Annotated in this window: 18 protein-coding genes; 14 read left to right on the forward strand and 4 right to left on the reverse strand. The window is 64.8% G+C overall.

Features of this window, described 5'->3' with window-relative positions:
- The first annotated feature begins 206 nt into the window (after window positions 1–206).
- From ACODS9_RS22320 to ACODS9_RS22330, 3 genes are read left to right on the forward strand one after another with little or no spacing between them, the layout of a single operon-like run.
- Window positions 207–866: a paraquat-inducible protein A gene (locus ACODS9_RS22320; protein ID WP_046854155.1), complete on the forward strand. Its 660-nt coding sequence runs from the start codon at window positions 207–209 to the stop codon at window positions 864–866.
- The gene (locus ACODS9_RS22325) at window positions 853–1476 is read left to right on the forward strand and encodes a paraquat-inducible protein A (protein WP_217867264.1); all 624 of its coding nucleotides are present in this window, start codon (window positions 853–855) and stop codon (window positions 1474–1476) included. Before ACODS9_RS22320 ends, ACODS9_RS22325 begins: the two co-directional genes overlap by 14 nt.
- Window positions 1469–3769, forward strand: coding sequence for a PqiB family protein (locus tag ACODS9_RS22330; RefSeq protein WP_489094756.1), 2301 nt, complete (start codon window positions 1469–1471; stop codon window positions 3767–3769). The genes ACODS9_RS22325 and ACODS9_RS22330 overlap by 8 nt, the downstream gene beginning before the upstream one ends.
- Before the next feature lie 161 nt (window positions 3770–3930).
- Here the strand turns inward: ACODS9_RS22330 and rpsT are convergent, their stop codons facing one another.
- Window positions 3931–4209 carry a 30S ribosomal protein S20 gene (gene rpsT, locus ACODS9_RS22335; protein WP_023533220.1) on the reverse strand — a complete coding sequence of 93 codons (279 nt, stop codon included), beginning with the start codon at window positions 4207–4209 and terminating at the stop codon, window positions 3931–3933.
- 249 nt (window positions 4210–4458) lie between these two features.
- Here rpsT and murJ point away from each other — a divergent pair, with 249 nt between their 5' ends.
- The 6 genes from murJ (at window position 4459) to ispH (ending at window position 11794) form a co-directional block, all read left to right on the forward strand.
- Window positions 4459–5997, forward strand: coding sequence for a murein biosynthesis integral membrane protein MurJ (murJ, locus tag ACODS9_RS22340; protein WP_489094757.1), 1539 nt, complete (start codon window positions 4459–4461; stop codon window positions 5995–5997).
- Window positions 5998–6115: 118 nt separating this feature from the next.
- Window positions 6116–7066, forward strand: a complete 951-nt coding sequence (ribF, locus tag ACODS9_RS22345) for a bifunctional riboflavin kinase/FAD synthetase (protein ID WP_367857922.1) — start codon at window positions 6116–6118, stop codon at window positions 7064–7066.
- Complete coding sequence (gene ileS / locus ACODS9_RS22350; RefSeq protein WP_489094758.1) at window positions 7063–9894, forward strand: isoleucine--tRNA ligase; 2832 nt, start codon at window positions 7063–7065, stop codon at window positions 9892–9894. The genes ribF and ileS overlap by 4 nt, the downstream gene beginning before the upstream one ends.
- The gene (lspA, locus tag ACODS9_RS22355) at window positions 9887–10402 is read left to right on the forward strand and encodes a signal peptidase II (RefSeq protein WP_023629752.1); all 516 of its coding nucleotides are present in this window, start codon (window positions 9887–9889) and stop codon (window positions 10400–10402) included. Before ileS ends, lspA begins: the two co-directional genes overlap by 8 nt.
- Window positions 10395–10832: an FKBP-type peptidyl-prolyl cis-trans isomerase gene (locus tag ACODS9_RS22360; protein ID WP_023629753.1), complete on the forward strand. Its 438-nt coding sequence runs from the start codon at window positions 10395–10397 to the stop codon at window positions 10830–10832. The genes lspA and ACODS9_RS22360 overlap by 8 nt, the downstream gene beginning before the upstream one ends.
- Window positions 10833–10846: 14 nt before the next feature.
- Window positions 10847–11794, forward strand: coding sequence for a 4-hydroxy-3-methylbut-2-enyl diphosphate reductase (gene ispH / locus ACODS9_RS22365; protein WP_038706818.1), 948 nt, complete (start codon window positions 10847–10849; stop codon window positions 11792–11794).
- Window position 11795: 1 nt separating this feature from the next.
- On the opposite strand, the gene ACODS9_RS22370 is transcribed toward ispH, so the two are convergent.
- Entirely contained in the window at window positions 11796–12245 is a 450-nt protein-coding gene (locus tag ACODS9_RS22370; RefSeq protein WP_489094759.1) for a GspH/FimT family protein, read from the reverse strand.
- A 138-nt stretch (window positions 12246–12383) separates the two neighbouring features.
- On the opposite strand from ACODS9_RS22370, the gene pilV reads away from it, so the two are divergent.
- Genes pilV through thiO form a run of 5 tightly spaced genes read left to right on the forward strand, consistent with a single transcriptional unit; the run spans window position 12384 to window position 15393 of the window.
- Complete coding sequence (pilV, locus tag ACODS9_RS22375) at window positions 12384–12743, forward strand: type IV pilus modification protein PilV (RefSeq protein WP_489094760.1); 360 nt, start codon at window positions 12384–12386, stop codon at window positions 12741–12743.
- Window positions 12740–13375, forward strand: coding sequence for a PilW family protein (locus tag ACODS9_RS22380; protein ID WP_401104976.1), 636 nt, complete (start codon window positions 12740–12742; stop codon window positions 13373–13375). The genes pilV and ACODS9_RS22380 overlap by 4 nt, the downstream gene beginning before the upstream one ends.
- On the forward strand, window positions 13372–13842 hold the full coding sequence (locus tag ACODS9_RS22385) for a hypothetical protein (RefSeq protein ID WP_489094761.1): 471 nt from the start codon (window positions 13372–13374) through the stop codon (window positions 13840–13842). Before ACODS9_RS22380 ends, ACODS9_RS22385 begins: the two co-directional genes overlap by 4 nt.
- Window position 13843: 1 nt before the next feature.
- The gene (locus ACODS9_RS22390; RefSeq protein ID WP_401104971.1) at window positions 13844–14242 is read left to right on the forward strand and encodes a type IV pilin protein; all 399 of its coding nucleotides are present in this window, start codon (window positions 13844–13846) and stop codon (window positions 14240–14242) included.
- Window positions 14243–14295: 53 nt separating this feature from the next.
- Window positions 14296–15393: a glycine oxidase ThiO gene (gene thiO / locus ACODS9_RS22395; RefSeq protein WP_489094762.1), complete on the forward strand. Its 1098-nt coding sequence runs from the start codon at window positions 14296–14298 to the stop codon at window positions 15391–15393.
- Window positions 15394–15453: 60 nt separating this feature from the next.
- Here the strand turns inward: thiO and ACODS9_RS22400 are convergent, their stop codons facing one another.
- Together ACODS9_RS22400 and nadC are read right to left on the reverse strand one after the other, a co-directional pair.
- Window positions 15454–15684, reverse strand: a complete 231-nt coding sequence (locus ACODS9_RS22400; RefSeq protein ID WP_023632576.1) for a PP0621 family protein — start codon at window positions 15682–15684, stop codon at window positions 15454–15456.
- Window positions 15685–15822: 138 nt separating this feature from the next.
- Window positions 15823–16671: a carboxylating nicotinate-nucleotide diphosphorylase gene (gene nadC, locus ACODS9_RS22405; protein ID WP_401104964.1), complete on the reverse strand. Its 849-nt coding sequence runs from the start codon at window positions 16669–16671 to the stop codon at window positions 15823–15825.
- Window positions 16672–16779 lie beyond the last annotated feature (108 nt).

A 16779-nucleotide genomic window follows, 5' to 3' on the forward strand; every position in this document is an offset into this window, starting at 1 on the left:
TTCATTTCGCAAAACCCCTATCTGCGCGAGCAGGTAGGGGTTTTGTCTTTGTGCCTGGAAAAAGCTGTAGGGCTGGCTTGCCGGTCATGTGCCGTGCTCACGGAAAATGTGACTCGAACACCGATACAGTTCCTCATACTGGCCATCTCCCACAATTCGAGTCGGAACACTAGAATAGAGCCGACGCATCCATTCAGAACCCCTTTATGCCTAACCCTGTCGAACCCGAAGCGCTCGCGCAGCTGCCGCTGGATGAACTGGTGGCCTGCCACGAGTGCGACCTGCTGATGCGCAAAGTCTCGCTGCAGACTGACGAAAAGGCGCAATGCCCACGTTGTGGCTACGAGCTGTATGCCCACCGCCACAACCTGGTCAACCGCAGCCTCGCCCTGGTGCTGACGGCCCTGCTGCTGTACGTGCCGGCCAACTTCCTGCCGATCATGCAGTTGCACCTGCTCGGCCAGACTTCCGACGACACGGTCTGGAGCGGCGTGCTCGGCCTGTACAATTCAGGGATGCGCGGCATCGCCGTGGTCGTGTTCCTGTGCAGCATGGCCATTCCCCTGCTCAAGCTGCTGTGCCAGCTGGCGGTGTTGCTGAGCATCCGTCTCGACTTCGGCCGCAGCTATGGCCTGCTGATCTATCGTATCTACCACCACCTGCGTGAGTGGGGGATGCTCGAGGTCTACTTCATGGGCGTGCTGGTGGCCATCGTCAAGCTGGTCGACCTGGCCGAGCTGAGCATCGGCCTGGGCCTGTTCTGCTTCATCAGCCTGCTGCTGGTGCAGGTCTGGCTCGAGGTGGTCATGTCGCCGCACCAGATCTGGGTGGCCTTGTCGGGGGAGGACGTCCATGCGGGCGATTGATGCAGGCATCCTGGTCTGCAATGAATGCCATGAGCTGAACCGCCATGAGCCTGGCAGCACCTCGCAGACCTGCACCCGCTGCGGGGCGGTGGTGCACGCTCGGCGGCCCAACAGCATCGTGCGCACCTGGGCGCTGCTGATCACGTCGATGATCCTCTATATCCCGGCCAACGTGCTGCCGATCATGACCGTCAGCGCCTTGGGGCAGGGCAGCCCGGACACCATCATGTCTGGCGTCATCACCCTGATGAAGCACGGCATGTTGCCGATCGCCGCAGTGGTGTTCATCGCCAGCATCCTGGTGCCCACCTTCAAGCTGGTGGGTATCGCCCTGCTGCTCTATTCGGTGCAACGTCACCAGCCGCTGTCGGCGCGGCAGCGCATCCTGATGTACCGCTTCATCGAGTTCATCGGCCGCTGGTCGATGCTGGACATCTTCGTCATCGCCATTCTTGTGGCCGTGGTGAATTTCGGCCGCATCGCCAGTGTCGAAGCCAACCTGGGCGCCGTCGCCTTCGCCTCCGTGGTGATCCTGACGATGCTCGCCGCTTTAACTTTCGATCCCCGACTGATCTGGGACAACACGGAGTCGGATGACGACCATGAGTGACTTGCCTACGGCTAAAACCCGCCCAGCTTCGAACTGGTCGGCCATCTGGATCCTGCCGCTGATTGCCTTGGCGATCGGTGGCTGGCTGGCTTGGCAAGCCTACAAGGATGCCGGCATCGAGATACAGGTGCGCTTCGAGAGTGGCGAGGGCATCGTCGCGAACAAGACCGAGGTCATCTACAAAGGCATGTCGGTGGGCAAGGTGGTCGCCCTGGTGCTGGATGACAAAGGGGACAACCGTGGCGTCGTCGCCACCATCGAGATGCGCAAGGAAGCAGGCCCGCACCTGACCAAGGGCACGCGCTTCTGGCTGGTCAAGCCGAGCGTCAGCCTGGCAGGTATCTCGGGCCTGGAAACGCTGGTTTCGGGTAACTACATCGCCGTCGATCCCGGGGAAGGTGAGCCGACCAAGCGCTTTACCGCGCTCAAGGAAGCACCGCCACTGTCCGATGCCGAGCCTGGCTTGCACCTGACGCTCAAGGCCGAACGACTGGGCTCGCTCAACCGCGACAGCCCGATCTTCTACAAGCAGATCCAGGTCGGCCGGGTGAAGAGCTATCGCCTGTCCGAGGATCAGGGCACGGTGGAGATCAAGGTGTTCATCGCGCCAGCCTACGCCAGCCTGGTGCGCAAGCACACCCGTTTCTGGAACGCCAGCGGGGTCAGCATCGATGCCGACCTGTCCGGCGTGAAGGTGCGCACTGAATCGCTGTCGAGCATCGTGGCCGGGGGCATCGCCTTTGCAACGCCGGAGAACCGCAAGGACAGCCCGCCCACCGATCCGAGCCTGCCGTTCCGCTTGTACGAGGACTTCGACGCGGCCCAGGCCGGCATCCGCGTCAAGGTCAAGCTCAGTGACTTCGAAGGCTTGCAGAAGGGCCGTACGCCGGTGCTGTACAAGGGCATCCAGGTGGGCACGCTCAAGGATCTCAAGGTCGAAGGTGACCTTACCAGCGCAACGGCCGAGCTGACCCTGGACCCACTGGCCGAGGACTACCTGGTCGAAGGCACGCAGTTCTGGGTGGTCAAGCCGTCGATCTCGCTTGCCGGTATCACCGGCCTCGAGGCATTGGTGAAGGGTAATTACATTGCGGTGCGCCCGGGCGAGCCGGGTGCCAAGCCCCTGCGCGAGTTCGAGGCGCGCCCGAAGGCGCCACCACTGGACCTGAAGGCGCCCGGCCTGCACATGGTGTTGTTCGCCGACACCCTGGGCTCGCTGGAAGTGGGCAGTCCGGTGATGTACCGCCAGGTGCGCGTGGGCAGCGTGCAGAGCTACCAGTTCGCCCGCAACAGCAAGCGCATCCTGATCGGCGTGCACATCGAGAAGGAATACGCCAACCTGGTCAACGGTTCCACGCGCTTCTGGAATGCCAGTGGCATCACTCTGACCGGTGGCCTGTCGGGTATCCAGGTCAAGAGCGAGTCGCTGCAGACGCTCATGGCCGGTGGTATCGCCTTCGACACGCCGAAGCCGGATGTGCCGCTCAAGCGTCGCATCCCGCGTTTCCGCCTGCATGAAAGCCAGGACGCGGCCAACCGGGCCGGTACCCTGATCACCATTCGCGTGGACCGCGCCGATGGCCTGAAGTCGGGCACGCCGATCCGCTTCCGCGGGCTGGACGTGGGCAGCGTCGAGAGCGTCGACCTGACTGGCGACCTGCAGGCGGTCCTGCTCCGTGCGCGGATTACCCAGGCGGCCGAGCGTATCGCCCGTACCGGTACGCAGTTCTGGGTGGTCAAGCCTGCCTTGGGGTTGGTGCGTACCCAGAACCTCGACACGCTGATCGGCGGTCAGTACCTGGAGGTGCTGCCGGCGCTCAAGGATAAGGGGCCGCAGCGAGACTTCATCGCCCTGAGCGATGCCCCCGAGGTGAAAGGCGAGGAGGTCGGCCTGCCGCTGACCTTGAGCGCGGCGCGTCGTGGCTCGATCAAGCCGGGCGTGCCGGTCACCTACCGGGAGATCGCAGTGGGCAAGGTCACCGGCTTCGAGCTGGGCCAGACCGCCGACCGGGTACTTATCCACATCCTTATCGAGCCTCGCTACGCCGGGCTGGTGCGCGGCGGTAGCCGCTTCTGGAACAGCAGCGGGTTCGGCTTCGACTGGGGTCTGTTCAAGGGCGCCACGGTGCGTACCGAGTCGGTGGAGACCTTGATCGAGGGTGGGATTGCATTCGCCACGCCCGATGGTGAGCAGATGGGCAACCCGGCGCGCCCGCAACAGACCTTCGCGCTGTTCGACAAGCCGGAGGATGAGTGGATGCAGTGGGCGCCGAAGATCCAGATCGGCAAGTGACATAGTGATTGTGGGGGCGGCGCAGCGCCGCTCCCACGTTACTTGTGCTGGCCCCAATGCGGGTGGATGCCCGCAATACAAAGCCAGGAACTGCTGTCAGGCTCGAATCACAGGCATAAAAAAACCGACCCTAGGGTCGGTTTTTTCGACAAGAACGTCGCTTAGGCAGCTGCAGCTTCTTTCAGTGCCTTGATGTGGCCATTCAGACGGCCTTTGTGGCGAGCAGCTTTGTTCTTGTGGATGATACCCTTGTCGGCCATACGGTCGATTACAGGTACAGCCAGAACGTAAGCGGCTTGCGCTTTTTCGGCGTCTTTTGCGTCGATGGCCTTGACTACATTCTTGATGTAGGTACGGACCATGGAACGCAGGCTGGCGTTGTGGCTGCGACGCTTCTCAGCCTGTTTTGCACGTTTCTTGGCGGAAGGTGAGTTGGCCACCGTCGAGCTCCTCGAAAGACTTTAGGTAAATAGCAAACAAAATAGGCCGCGAATCATGCCGATGAGTCGATCGGATGTCAAGGCCACCTGCAAGGTTCCGCCGAGTGGTGAGCCAACAGGAGGGAAATATTCCTTTCTGTCGCACGACCTGTAAACTCGGGAATTTTTGGCTCCCCTGCGAAGGCGCGGGAGTATCGCACATTCGGACGCTGTCTGCAGCGTCCTCTGCCCCTGGCGTGAAACTTTTCGATGAACCTGCTCAAATCCCTGGCCGCGGTCAGCTCCATCACCATGATTTCCCGGGTGCTTGGTTTCGTGCGCGATACCATCCTGGCGCGGGTGTTCGGTGCCGGCATCGCCACCGACGCCTTTTTCATCGCCTTCAAGCTGCCCAACCTGCTACGGCGGATCTTCGCCGAAGGCGCGTTCTCCCAGGCCTTCGTGCCGATCCTCGCCGAGTACAAGACCCAGCAGGGCGAGGAGGCCACCCGTACCTTCGTCGCCTACGTCAGTGGCCTGCTGACCCTGATCCTGGCGCTGGTCACCGCCATCGGCATCCTCGCCGCGCCCTGGGTGGTCTGGGCCACGGCACCGGGCTTCGTCGACAGCGCGGAGAAGTACGAGCTGACCACTTCGCTGTTGCGGGTGACCTTTCCTTATATATTGCTGATCTCGCTGTCGTCGCTGGTCGGCGCGATCCTCAACACCTGGAATCGCTTCAGCGTGCCGGCGTTCACCCCCACGCTGCTCAACGTGGCGATGATTGCCTTCGCCGTGCTGCTCACGCCCTACTTCGACCCGCCGATCATGGCTCTGGCCTGGGGCGTGCTGGCCGGTGGCCTGGCGCAACTGCTGTACCAGCTGCCAGCGTTGAAGAAGATCGGCATGCTCGTGCTGCCGCGCCTGAACCTGCGCGACACCGGCGTGTGGCGCGTGCTCAAGCAGATGCTGCCGGCGATCCTCGGGGTATCGGTGAGCCAGATCTCGCTGATCATCAACACTATCTTCGCCTCCTTCCTGGTGGCCGGCTCGGTATCGTGGATGTACTACGCCGACCGCCTCATGGAGCTGCCCTCCGGCGTGCTCGGCGTGGCCCTGGGCACCATCCTGCTGCCAACCCTGGCCAAGACCTACGCCAACCAGGACCGTGAGGAGTATTCGCGGATCCTAGACTGGGGCCTGCGCCTGTGCTTCCTGCTGGTGCTGCCCTGCACCCTGGCCCTGGGTATCCTCGCCGAGCCGCTGACCGTGGCGCTGTTCCAGTACGGCAAGTTCAGCGCCTTCGACGCGGCGATGACCCAGCGCGCGCTGGTCGCGTATTCGGTGGGGCTGATGGCGATCATCCTGGTCAAGGTGCTGGCACCTGGCTTCTATGCGCAGCAGAATATCCGCACGCCGGTGAAGATCGCAGTGTTCACCCTGGTGTGCACGCAGTTGCTCAACCTGGCCCTGGTCGGCCCGCTGGCCCATGCCGGGCTGGCCCTGGCGATCAGCCTGGGCGCTTGCCTGAACGCCGGCCTGCTGTACTGGAAGCTGCGCAGCCAGCAACTGTTCCAGCCGCAACCGGGTTGGACGATGTTCCTGCTCAAGCTGGTGCTGGCGGTGGCGTTGATGTCAGGTGTGCTGTTGCTGGGTATGCACTACATGCCGGCCTGGGAGCAGGGCAACATGCTCGAGCGCTTCGTGCGCCTGGGTGCCCTGATCATCGCCGGCGTGGTGACCTATTTCGGTTGCCTGTACCTGTGTGGTTTCCGCCCACGGCACTTCGCCCGCAAGGCGTTGCACTGAGGCGCGAAAAGGGTCAGGCGTCGGTTTTTCGCATTCCACACTCCAGGGTGGCGCTGCTGCCTGTCACCAGCGCCCGGGTGTGGTTATAATCGGCCACTTTATGAGCAAGAAGCGCGTTATGCAGCTGGTTCGAGGTCTTCACAACCTGCGCCCCGAGCACCGGGGCTGTGTCGCCACCATTGGCAACTTCGACGGGGTCCACCGCGGCCACCAGGCGATCCTCGCACGCCTGCGCGAACGTGGCCAGGAACTCGGCCTGCCCACCTGCGTGGTGATCTTCGAGCCACAGCCTCGCGAATATTTCGCCCCGGATACCGCTCCGGCCCGCCTGGCGCGCCTGCGCGACAAGGTCGAGCTGCTGGCCGGCGAGGGCATCGACCGGGTGCTGTGCCTGTCGTTCAACCAGCGCCTGAGCCAACTCAGTGCCGAACAGTTCGTCAAGGCGGTGCTGGTCGATGGCCTGGGCGTGCGCCACCTCGAAGTGGGCGACGACTTCCGCTTCGGCTGCGACCGCGCCGGTGATTTCGCCTTCCTCACCGAAGCCGGCAAACGCCATGGCTTCAGTGTCGAGGCGGCCAACACCGTCATCCAGGATGGCCTGCGGGTCAGCAGCACCGAAGTGCGCAAGGCCCTGGCCGAGGGCAACTTCGAGCTGGCCGAACACCTGCTGGGCCGCCCGTACCGCATTACCGGCCGCGTGCTGCATGGCCAGAAGCTGGCCCGCCAGCTCGGCACACCTACCGCCAACATCCAGCTCAAGCGCCGTCGCGTGCCGCTGTCCGGGGTCTACCTGGCCAGCATCGAGATCGACGGCCAGCAGTGGCCGGGTGTCGGCAATATCGGAGTACGCCCCACCGTCGCCGGTGACGGGCGTCCTCACCTGGAGATTCATCTCCTGGACTACGCCGGTGACCTCTATGGCCGGCGCCTGACGGTGGAATTCCACCACAAGCTGCGTGAAGAGCAGCGTTTCGCCTCCCTGGAGGCGCTGAAGTCGGCGATCGACGCGGACATCGCCGCCGCACGTGCCCACTGGCACGCTCAACCGCTAACGAAGAGCCTGAAATGACCGACTACAAAGCCACGCTTAACCTTCCGGACACCGCCTTCCCCATGAAGGCCGGCCTGCCTCAGCGCGAACCGCAGATCCTGCAGCGCTGGGACAGCATTGGCCTGTACCAGAAGCTGCGCGAAATTGGCAAGGATCGTCCGAAGTTCGTCTTGCACGACGGCCCGCCCTATGCCAACGGCAAGATCCATATCGGTCATGCGCTGAACAAGATTCTCAAGGACATGATTGTCCGTTCGAAGACCCTGTCGGGCTTCGACGCCCCGTACGTACCGGGCTGGGACTGCCACGGCCTGCCGATCGAGCACAAGGTCGAGGTCACCCACGGCAAGCACCTGACCGCCGACCGCACCCGCGAGCTGTGCCGCGAGTACGCCGCCGAGCAGATCGAGGGGCAGAAGACCGAGTTCATCCGCCTGGGTGTGCTGGGTGACTGGGACAACCCGTACAAGACCATGAACTTCGCCAACGAGGCCGGCGAGATCCGCGCCCTGGCCGAGATGGTCAAGCAAGGCTTCGTGTTCAAGGGCCTGAAGCCGGTTAACTGGTGCTTCGATTGCGGTTCGGCCCTGGCCGAAGCCGAAGTCGAGTACGCCGACAAGAAATCCCAGACCATCGACGTCGCCTTCCCGGTCGCCGACGAGGCCAAGCTGGCCGCTGCCTTCGGCCTGGCTGCGCTGGCCAAGCCCGCCGCCATCGTGATCTGGACCACCACCCCGTGGACCATCCCGGCCAACCAGGCGCTGAACATCCACCCGGACTTCACCTACGCCCTGGTCGATACCGGCGAGCGCCTGCTGGTGCTGGCCGAGGAGCTGGTCGAGTCGTGCCTGAAGCGCTATGCGCTGGAAGGTTCGGTCATCGCCACCGCCCCGGGTTCGGCCCTCGAGCTGATCAACTTCCGTCACCCGTTCTATGATCGCCTGTCGCCGATCTACCTGGCCGAATACGTCGAGCTGGGCGCCGGTACCGGCGTGGTGCATTCCTCGCCCGCCTACGGTGAAGACGACTTCCTCACCTGCAAGCGCTACGGCATGGTCAACGACGACATCCTCACCCCGGTGCAGAGCAACGGCGTGTACGTCGAGTCGCTGCCGTTCTTCGGCGGCCAGTTCATCTGGAAGGCCAACCCGGCCATCGTCGACAAGCTCAGCGAAGTCGGCGCGCTGATGCACACCGAGACCATCAGCCACAGCTACATGCACTGCTGGCGCCACAAGACCCCGCTGATCTACCGCGCCACCGCGCAGTGGTTCGTCGGCATGGACAAGCAGCCCACCAGCGGCGACAACCTGCGCGAGCGCTCGCTCAAGGCCATCGAAGAGACCAAGTTCGTTCCGGCCTGGGGCCAGGCGCGCCTGCACTCGATGATCGCCAACCGCCCGGACTGGTGCATCTCGCGTCAGCGCAACTGGGGCGTGCCGATCCCGTTCTTCCTGGACAAGCAGACCGGTGAGCTGCACCCGCGTACCGTCGAGCTGATGGAGGAAGTGGCCAAGCGCGTCGAACAGCAAGGCATCGAGGCCTGGTTCAAGCTGGATGCCGCCGAGCTGCTCGGTGACGAGGCCGGCCAGTACGACAAGATCACTGACACCCTCGATGTCTGGTTCGACTCCGGTACCACCCACTGGCACGTGCTGCGCGGCTCCCACGATATCGGTCACGCCACCGGCCCGCGCGCGGACCTGTACCTGGAAGGCTCCGACCAGCACCGCGGCTGGTTCCACTCTTCCTTGCTGACCGGCTGCGCCATCGACAACCACGCGCCATACCGCGAGCTGCTGACCCACGGCTTCACCGTGGACGAGAACGGCCGCAAGATGTCCAAGTCGCTGGGCAACACCATCGAGCCGGAAAAGGTCAACAACACCCTGGGTGCCGACATCCTGCGCCTGTGGGTGTCCGCCACCGACTACTCCGGTGAGATGGCCGTTTCCGAGCAGATCCTGCAGCGCAGCGCCGACGCCTACCGCCGCATCCGCAACACCGCGCGCTTCCTGCTCTCCAACCTGTCCGGCTTCGACCCGGCCCGCGACCTGCTGCCGGCCGAGGACATGCTGGCCCTGGACCGTTGGGCGGTCGACCGCACCCTGCTGCTGCAGCGCGAGCTGGAAGAGCACTACGGCGAGTACCGGTTCTGGAACGTCTACTCGAAGATCCACAACTTCTGCGTGCAGGAGCTCGGTGGCTTCTACCTCGACATCATCAAGGACCGCCAGTACACCACCGGCGCCAACAGTGTCGCCCGCCGCTCCTGCCAGACCGCGCTGTACCACATCAGCGAGGCGCTGGTGCGCTGGATCGCGCCGATCCTGGCGTTCACCGCCGACGAGATCTGGCAGTACCTGCCGGGCGAGCGCAACGAGTCGGTGATGCTTAACACCTGGTACCAGGGCCTGACGGAGCTGCCGGCCGACGCCGAGCTGGACCGCGCCTACTGGGACCGCGTGATGGCAGTCAAGGCCGCGGTCAACAAGGAGCTGGAGAACCAGCGTACCGCCAAGGTCATCGGCGGCAACCTGCAGGCCGAGGTCACCCTGTTCGCCGAAGAGGGCCTGACTGCCGACCTGAACAAGCTCGGCGACGAGCTGCGCTTCGTCCTGATCACCTCGGCGGCCAGCGTGGTGTCGTTCGTCCAGGCGCCGGCCGATGCCGTGACAACCGAAGTCGAAGGCCTCAAGCTGAAAGTGGTCAAGTCCGGCCATGCCAAGTGCGGTCGTTGCTGGCACTTCCGCGCCGATGTGGGCAGCCACCCGGAGCATCCGGAAATCTGCGCCCGTTGCGTCGACAACCTGAGCGGTTCCGGTGAGGTGCGCCACTATGCCTAACGCTTCCGCGGGGCGCTTCGGGCGCCTTGCCTGGCTCTGGCTGAGCCTGGTGGTGCTGGTCCTCGACCAGGCCACCAAGGTCTACTTCGAGGGCGCGCTGAGCCTGTACCAGCAGATCGTGGTCATCCCCGACTACTTCAGCTGGACCCTGGCCTATAACACCGGCGCGGCGTTCAGCTTCCTGGCCGACAGCTCCGGCTGGCAGCGCTGGCTGTTCGCGCTGATCGCCGTGGTGGTCAGCGCCGTGCTGGTGGTTTGGCTCAAGCGCCTGGGGCGCAACGAGACCTGGCTGGCCGTGGCCCTGGCGCTGGTGCTGGGCGGTGCATTGGGCAACCTGTACGACCGCGTGGTGCTTGGCCATGTGGTCGACTTCATCCTGGTGCACTGGCAGAACCGCCATTACTTCCCGGCCTTCAACCTGGCCGACAGCGCCATTACCGTGGGCGCGGTGATGCTGGCGCTGGATATGTTCAAGAGCAAGAAGTCCGAGGAAGCCGTCCATGACTGAGACCCGTATCGGCCAGAACACCGAAGTCACCCTGCACTTCGCGCTGCACCTGGAAAACGGCGACACCGTCGACAGCACCTTTGACAAGGCCCCGGCCACGTTCAAGGTCGGCGACGGCAACCTGTTGCCGGGTTTCGAGAACGCCCTGTTCGGCTTCAAGGCCGGTGACCAGCGCAAGCTGAGCATCGCCCCGGAGAACGCCTTCGGCCAGCACAACCCGCAGAACGTGCAGGTGATGCCGCGCTCGCAGTTCGAAGGCATGGAGCTTTCCGAAGGGCTGCTGGTGATCTTCAACGATGCCGCCAACACCGAGCTGCCGGGTGTGGTCAAAGCGTTCGACGACAACCAGGTGACCATCGATTTCAACCATCCACTGGCTGGCAAGACCCTGAACTTCGAGGTGCAGATCCTCGACGTGAAGGCTGTGTGAGCCTGGAGCCGAGCATGCAAATCAAACTCGCCAACCCGCGCGGTTTCTGCGCCGGGGTCGACCGGGCGATCGAGATCGTCAACCGCGCCCTGGAAGTCTTCGGCCCGCCGATCTACGTGCGCCACGAAGTGGTGCACAACAAGTTCGTGGTCGAAGACCTGCGCAACCGTGGCGCGGTGTTCGTCGAAGAGCTGGACCAGGTGCCGGACGACGTCATCGTCATTTTCAGCGCCCATGGTGTCTCCCAGGCCGTGCGCCAGGAAGCCGCCGGCCGTGGCCTGAAAGTGTTCGACGCCACCTGCCCGCTGGTGACCAAGGTGCATATCGAGGTGGCCAAGTACAGCCGTGATGGCCGTGAGACCATTCTCATCGGCCACGAAGGGCACCCGGAAGTCGAAGGCACCATGGGCCAGTACGACGCCAGCAACGGCGGCGCTATCTACCTTGTCGAAGACGAGGACGATGTTGCCCAGTTGCAGGTGAACGACCCTGACCACCTGGCCTTCGTCACCCAGACCACCCTGTCGATGGACGACACCAGCCGGGTGATCGACGCCCTGCGCGCGCGCTTCCCTAACATCGGCGGCCCGCGCAAGGACGACATCTGCTACGCCACGCAAAACCGCCAGGACGCCGTCAAGCAACTGGCCGACGAGTGTGACGTGGTACTGGTGGTCGGCAGCCCCAACAGCTCCAACTCCAACCGCCTGCGCGAGTTGGCCGAGCGCATGAGCACGCCGGCCTACCTGATCGACGGTGCCGAGGACCTGCAACGCAGCTGGTTCGACGGTGCCGAGCGCATCGGTATCACCGCCGGTGCCTCGGCGCCCGAGGTGTTGGTGCGAGGCGTGATCGAGCAGCTCAAGGCCTGGGGCGCCACCGGTGCCGAAGAGCTCGATGGCCGCGAAGAGAACATCACCTTCTCGATGCCCAAGGAACTGCGGGTTCGCTCGCTGATCTGACTCAGTCACCTGCACAGCGGCGGCCTTCGTCGCTGCGTAGGCTGACCCGGCCACTGGGGCTCAGCACCACCTGATGCTGACTGCCAGGCCCGCTGCGCTGGCAGATGTCCAGCGTGATGCCGACAAAGCCTTCCCCTATCGGTGCGCCACGCTTGCTGAAGCGTACCTCCCGCGTGGAACTGGCCACCACCTTCACCGGCCTGGCCAGGCGATGTTCGCGCAACAGCTGGCCGTCGTGCTCCCGCGACACAAGCCAGCCCTTGCCCCAGTCACCTTCCAAAGGATGAACTGTCAGCGCCAGCTGATGCAGCGCGGCCTGGTTGCGCGCAGCGCGCAGTGCCTGCGCCAGCTCCCGGGCTGCGGCGGCCAGTTGCAGGGTTTCGTCGAGCTTGGCGTAGGCCGTTATCCCCAGGTGTGTCAGCAGGCTGCCAATCGTCAGTGCGCACATCATTTGTAGCAGTGTTACGCCTTGTTGCCTCACCGTGCATTCCTCCCTGGAAGTGCTTCGCTGTAGCTTCCGGCCTGGCCGCGCGAGGCGCCAGTCAGCCGGTTCGGGTAGACGGCGAGGAAAGATCCCAGGAGGGTGACGATGTGGGCGAAGGAACGCGGGATGACGTTGCTGGAGGTGCTGCTGGCGATGACGGTGTTGGCGCTTGGGGTGTTCGCCGCAGCGGCCTTGCAGGTGCGCGGCATGCAGGCGGCCGAGAGCGCCCGGCGTGACGGTCAGGCGTTGCAGCTGGCCCGGGGCATGCTCGAGCGGGTGAGGGCCAGCGGCACGCTCGAAGCGGGGGAGGAAAATGCCTGGCGCTCACGGGTCACCCAAGTGCTCGGCACCTCGGCGCAAGGGCGAATCAGGCGCCACGCCGGCATGCTGGAGCTGCAGGTGAGCTGGCCGGCCCAGGCTGAGGGGCGCCCGGCCTTGCAGTTGCAGGGCAGGGTGCTGCCATGAAACGCCGGCAAGCAGGCGCCGGGCTGGTAGAGGTGTTACTGGCCGTGGCCCTGGGGGCGTTGTTACTGGTGGCGGCGAGCCATTTGTTCGGCCGGGCCTATCAGGCCTGGCGGCTGCAAGGCGCGGCGGCGAGGCTGCAGGACGATGCGCGCCTGGTCCTGCAGCGCCTGGCCGAGGACATCCGCATGGCAGGCATGTTCGGCTGCCTGCGCCTGGAAGCGGCGGACTTCGCCGATCCGCAGGCTGCACTGGCGTTCGCCAGGCCGATCGAGGCCAACGCTGACAGCCTCACGCTGGTAGGCGCCGAGCTGCCGGGATTGCTCGGCGCGCCGGACTGGACCGTGCTCACCGACTGTCGCAGTTGGGCGCAGGTCCTGCGTGGCCAGCATGTGCCTGGCGATGCCCTGCTGGCCTTGCCGGTGCGCCGGGTTACCTACCGCGTGCGCAATGGCAGCCTGTTGTTCACCAGCAACGCCCAGCACGCCAGCCTGGTCGACAATGTCCGGGCCCTGCGGGTGCGCCAGGGCGACGGTCGCGTCGATATCGAGTTGCTCATGCAGGACCGCGAACATCGGCTGGAGCAGCGCCATGCCCTGAGCGTGGCCGTGCGCAATCCTGGGGATGACGCATGAGCCGCCAGCGTGGCGTGGTGCTGTTGCTGGCCCTGAGCCTCAGCCTGCTGCTTGGCCTGCTGACCGCGCTGGGCATGCGCGAAGCCTTGCTGCAGGCGCGGCAGGTCGGCGAACAATGGCGCAGGGCGCAGGCTTTCGAACAGGCCGAAGCCAGCCTGGTGGAAGGGGCCGCGTTGCTGCAAGGCGGCTTGCCTGCGCTGTGCCTTGACTGCCTGCCGCCTGACCTGCCGACCGCATCGCCTGCCGCGCCGTGGCGAACCACCGACAGTGGCTATGTCCTGCTCCAGCACCTGGGGCAGACACGCCGTGCCGTCGGCCTGCCGCCGGACGAGCGGGTCGACCTCGTGCGGATCACGGCGCTGAGCCGCCTGGTGCGCGGCCGGCAATTCCTCGAAGCGGTGTATGCCGTGGACGGGCAGGGCAATATCGGGCGCATCAGCTGGCGTCAGCGCCTGGAGGAGGGCTGACATGCAGCGGGGTCTTGGTCTGATCGAATTATTGATTGTCGTGGCGCTGATCGGCATGCTGGCAGCCATTGCCTACCCCAGTTACAGCGACCAGCTACGCCGTGCCGCGCGCAGCGAGGTGGTCGGGCTGCTGCAGGACGCGGCGTTGCGCCTGGAACAGCATCGCGCGTACGTCGGCGGCTATGCCGACAGCGAGCAGCTTGTCACGGTATTGCCGGCTGGCAGCCGCTACTACCGCCTGCAGGTACAGCGCGACGAAGACGCTTTCACACTGCTTGCGCGCCGTGTGACGGAGACGTTCATGGCCGACGACCTCTGTGGCGACTTTCGCCTCGATCACGCTGGCGTGCGTGACAATCCGGGCGGCAGCGCAGACGAGCAGGCGTGCTGGGGAAGCTGAAGATCAAAAGGTGCCCGCGCACCGTGGAATTACTTCAGGTGTTGGATCGAACGATGAGCAAGCAAGTAGTGATTGTCGGCGGTGGCGTCATCGGCCTGCTGACGGCGTTGAACCTGGCGGCGGATGTCGACCGGGTGGTGGTGTGCGACCAGGGCGAGGTAGGGCGTGAGTCGTCCTGGGCCGGTGGCGGCATCGTCTCGCCGTTGTACCCCTGGCGCTATAGCCCGGCGGTAACGGCGCTGGCGCATTGGTCGCAGGATTTCTATCCACAGCTGGGCGAGCGTCTGTTCGCCAGCACCGGCATCGACCCAGAGGTGCACACCACCGGGTTGTACTGGCTGGACCTGGACGACGAAGCCGAGGCCCTGGCCTGGGCGGCCCGTGAGCAGCGGCCGCTCAGCGCCGTGGATATCTCGGCTGCCTACGACGCGGTGCCGGTGCTCGGGCCAGGCTACCGCCATGCCATCTACATGGCGGGCGTGGCCAACGTACGCAACCCGCGCCTGGTGAAGTCGCTCAAGGCCGCGCTGCTGGCGCTGCCCAACGTGACCCTGCGCGAGCATTGCCAGATCAGCGGTTTCGTCCATGAAGGCGGGCGTGTCGCCGGGGTGCGTACCGAGCAGGGCGTGCTGGCCGCCGATGAGGTGGTGCTCAGTGCCGGTGCCTGGAGCGGCGATCTGCTGCAGACATTGGGCCTGAGCCTGCCGGTGGAGCCGGTGAAAGGGCAGATGATCCTGTTCAAGTGCGCCGAGGACTTCCTGCCGAGCATGGTCCTGGCCAAGGGTCGCTACGCGATCCCGCGCCGCGACGGGCATATCCTGGTCGGCAGCACCCTGGAGCATGCCGGCTACGACAAGACCCCGACCGGTGATGCGCTTGAGAGTCTGAAGGCTTCGGCGGTGGAACTGCTGCCGGCGCTGGCGGATGCCGAGGTGGTGGGGCACTGGGCGGGCCTGCGCCCTGGGTCGCCGGAAGGCATCCCTTACATTGGCGCGGTGCCGGGGCATGAGGGGTTGTGGCTGAATTGCGGCCATTACCGCAATGGGCTGGTGCTGGCGCCGGCGTCTTGCCAGCTGTTCAGCGACCTGTTGCTGGGGCGTGGGCCGATCATTGATCCGGCGCCGTATGCGCCTGAAGGGCGTCTGGGCTGAGACACAACAGTGATGACGATCGGGCGTGGGAGCGGGGCAAGCCCGCTCTCACAACGCAACTCAGCGCTGTTGCCCCGGCCCCTGCTCCAGATGCTGCTGGCTGCAATACCACTCCTTGCCCAGCTGCAACGCCCGGTCATTGGGCAGGTGCACGCCGCAATGGGCGCAGCGCACCATCTGCAGCGGGTCCTGCAGGCGTGGTTCGGCAGGTGATTGCTGACTGGTTTTGAACTTGCGCCACAGCCAGAACGCGGCGGCGATCAGGGCGATCCAGAAAAGTAGGCGAACCATGGTGTCCAGCTTGTCGAATGAAGAAGGCAACAGTCTAGGACGCGGCCAGTAAAAAAGGGAGGCCTCGGGTTAACGCCAGTCAGTCTTAACTGACTGGCGTTAGGCCATCTGGGCGGTTTTTCATGCCTTGCGAAAACCTCAGAGGCTCAGTCGCATCGACAGGTCCACCGCCTTCACATCCTTGGTCATCGCACCGATCGAGATGTAGTCCACACCGGTGTCGGCGATCACCCGCAGGGTGGTTTCGTTGACCCCGCCACTGGCCTCGAGCTTGGCCTTGCCCGCGGTGATGCGTACCGCTTCGCGCATTTCATCCAGGCTCAGTTCGTCGAGCATGACGATATCGGCGCCCGCCGCCAGCGCCTGGCGCAGCTCGTCCAGGCTTTCCACCTCGATCTCCACCGGCTTGCCTGGGGCAATGCGGTGCGCCGCCGCCACGGCCTCGGCCACGCCGCCACTGGCGGCGATGTGGTTTTCCTTGATCAGGAACGCGTCGTACAGGCCGATGCGGTGGTTGTGGCAGCCGCCGCAGGTAACCGCGTACTTCTGCGCCAGGCGCAGGCCGGGCAGAGTCTTGCGGGTATCGAGCAGGCGCACCTGGGTGCCCTCGACCAGGTCGGCCAGGAAGCGTGCGCGGGTTGCCACCCCCGAGAGCAGTTGCAGGAAGTTCAAGGCCGAGCGTTCACCACTGAGCAGCGAGCGTGCCGGGCCTTCGAGGTGGAACAGCGCCTGGTTGGCGGTGGCGCGCTCGCCATCGGCCACCTGCCAGTGCACCGCCACCCGCGGGTCGAGCTGGCGGAACACCGCATCGACCCAGGCGGTGCCTGCGACCACGCAGTCCTCGCGGGTGATGATGGTCGCCTTGGCCAGGCGCTCTGCCGGGATCAGCTGGGCGGTGATGTCGCCGCTGCCGATGTCCTCGAGCAGCGCGCGGCGCACGTTGGCTTCGATTTCGGCGGTCAGGTCGGCGAGGCGTAGGTTCGGCATGGTCGGCTCCACAAGCTAGGTGCCGGCGATTATAGGGCAGGGGGGCGGCGTGTACAGCTGCCGTGCCGATGACCTTTGGTCAGGCGGTTTGAGCAATTGTGCAAATGC

The sequence above is a fragment of the Pseudomonas sp. FG36 genome (assembly GCF_057809275.1).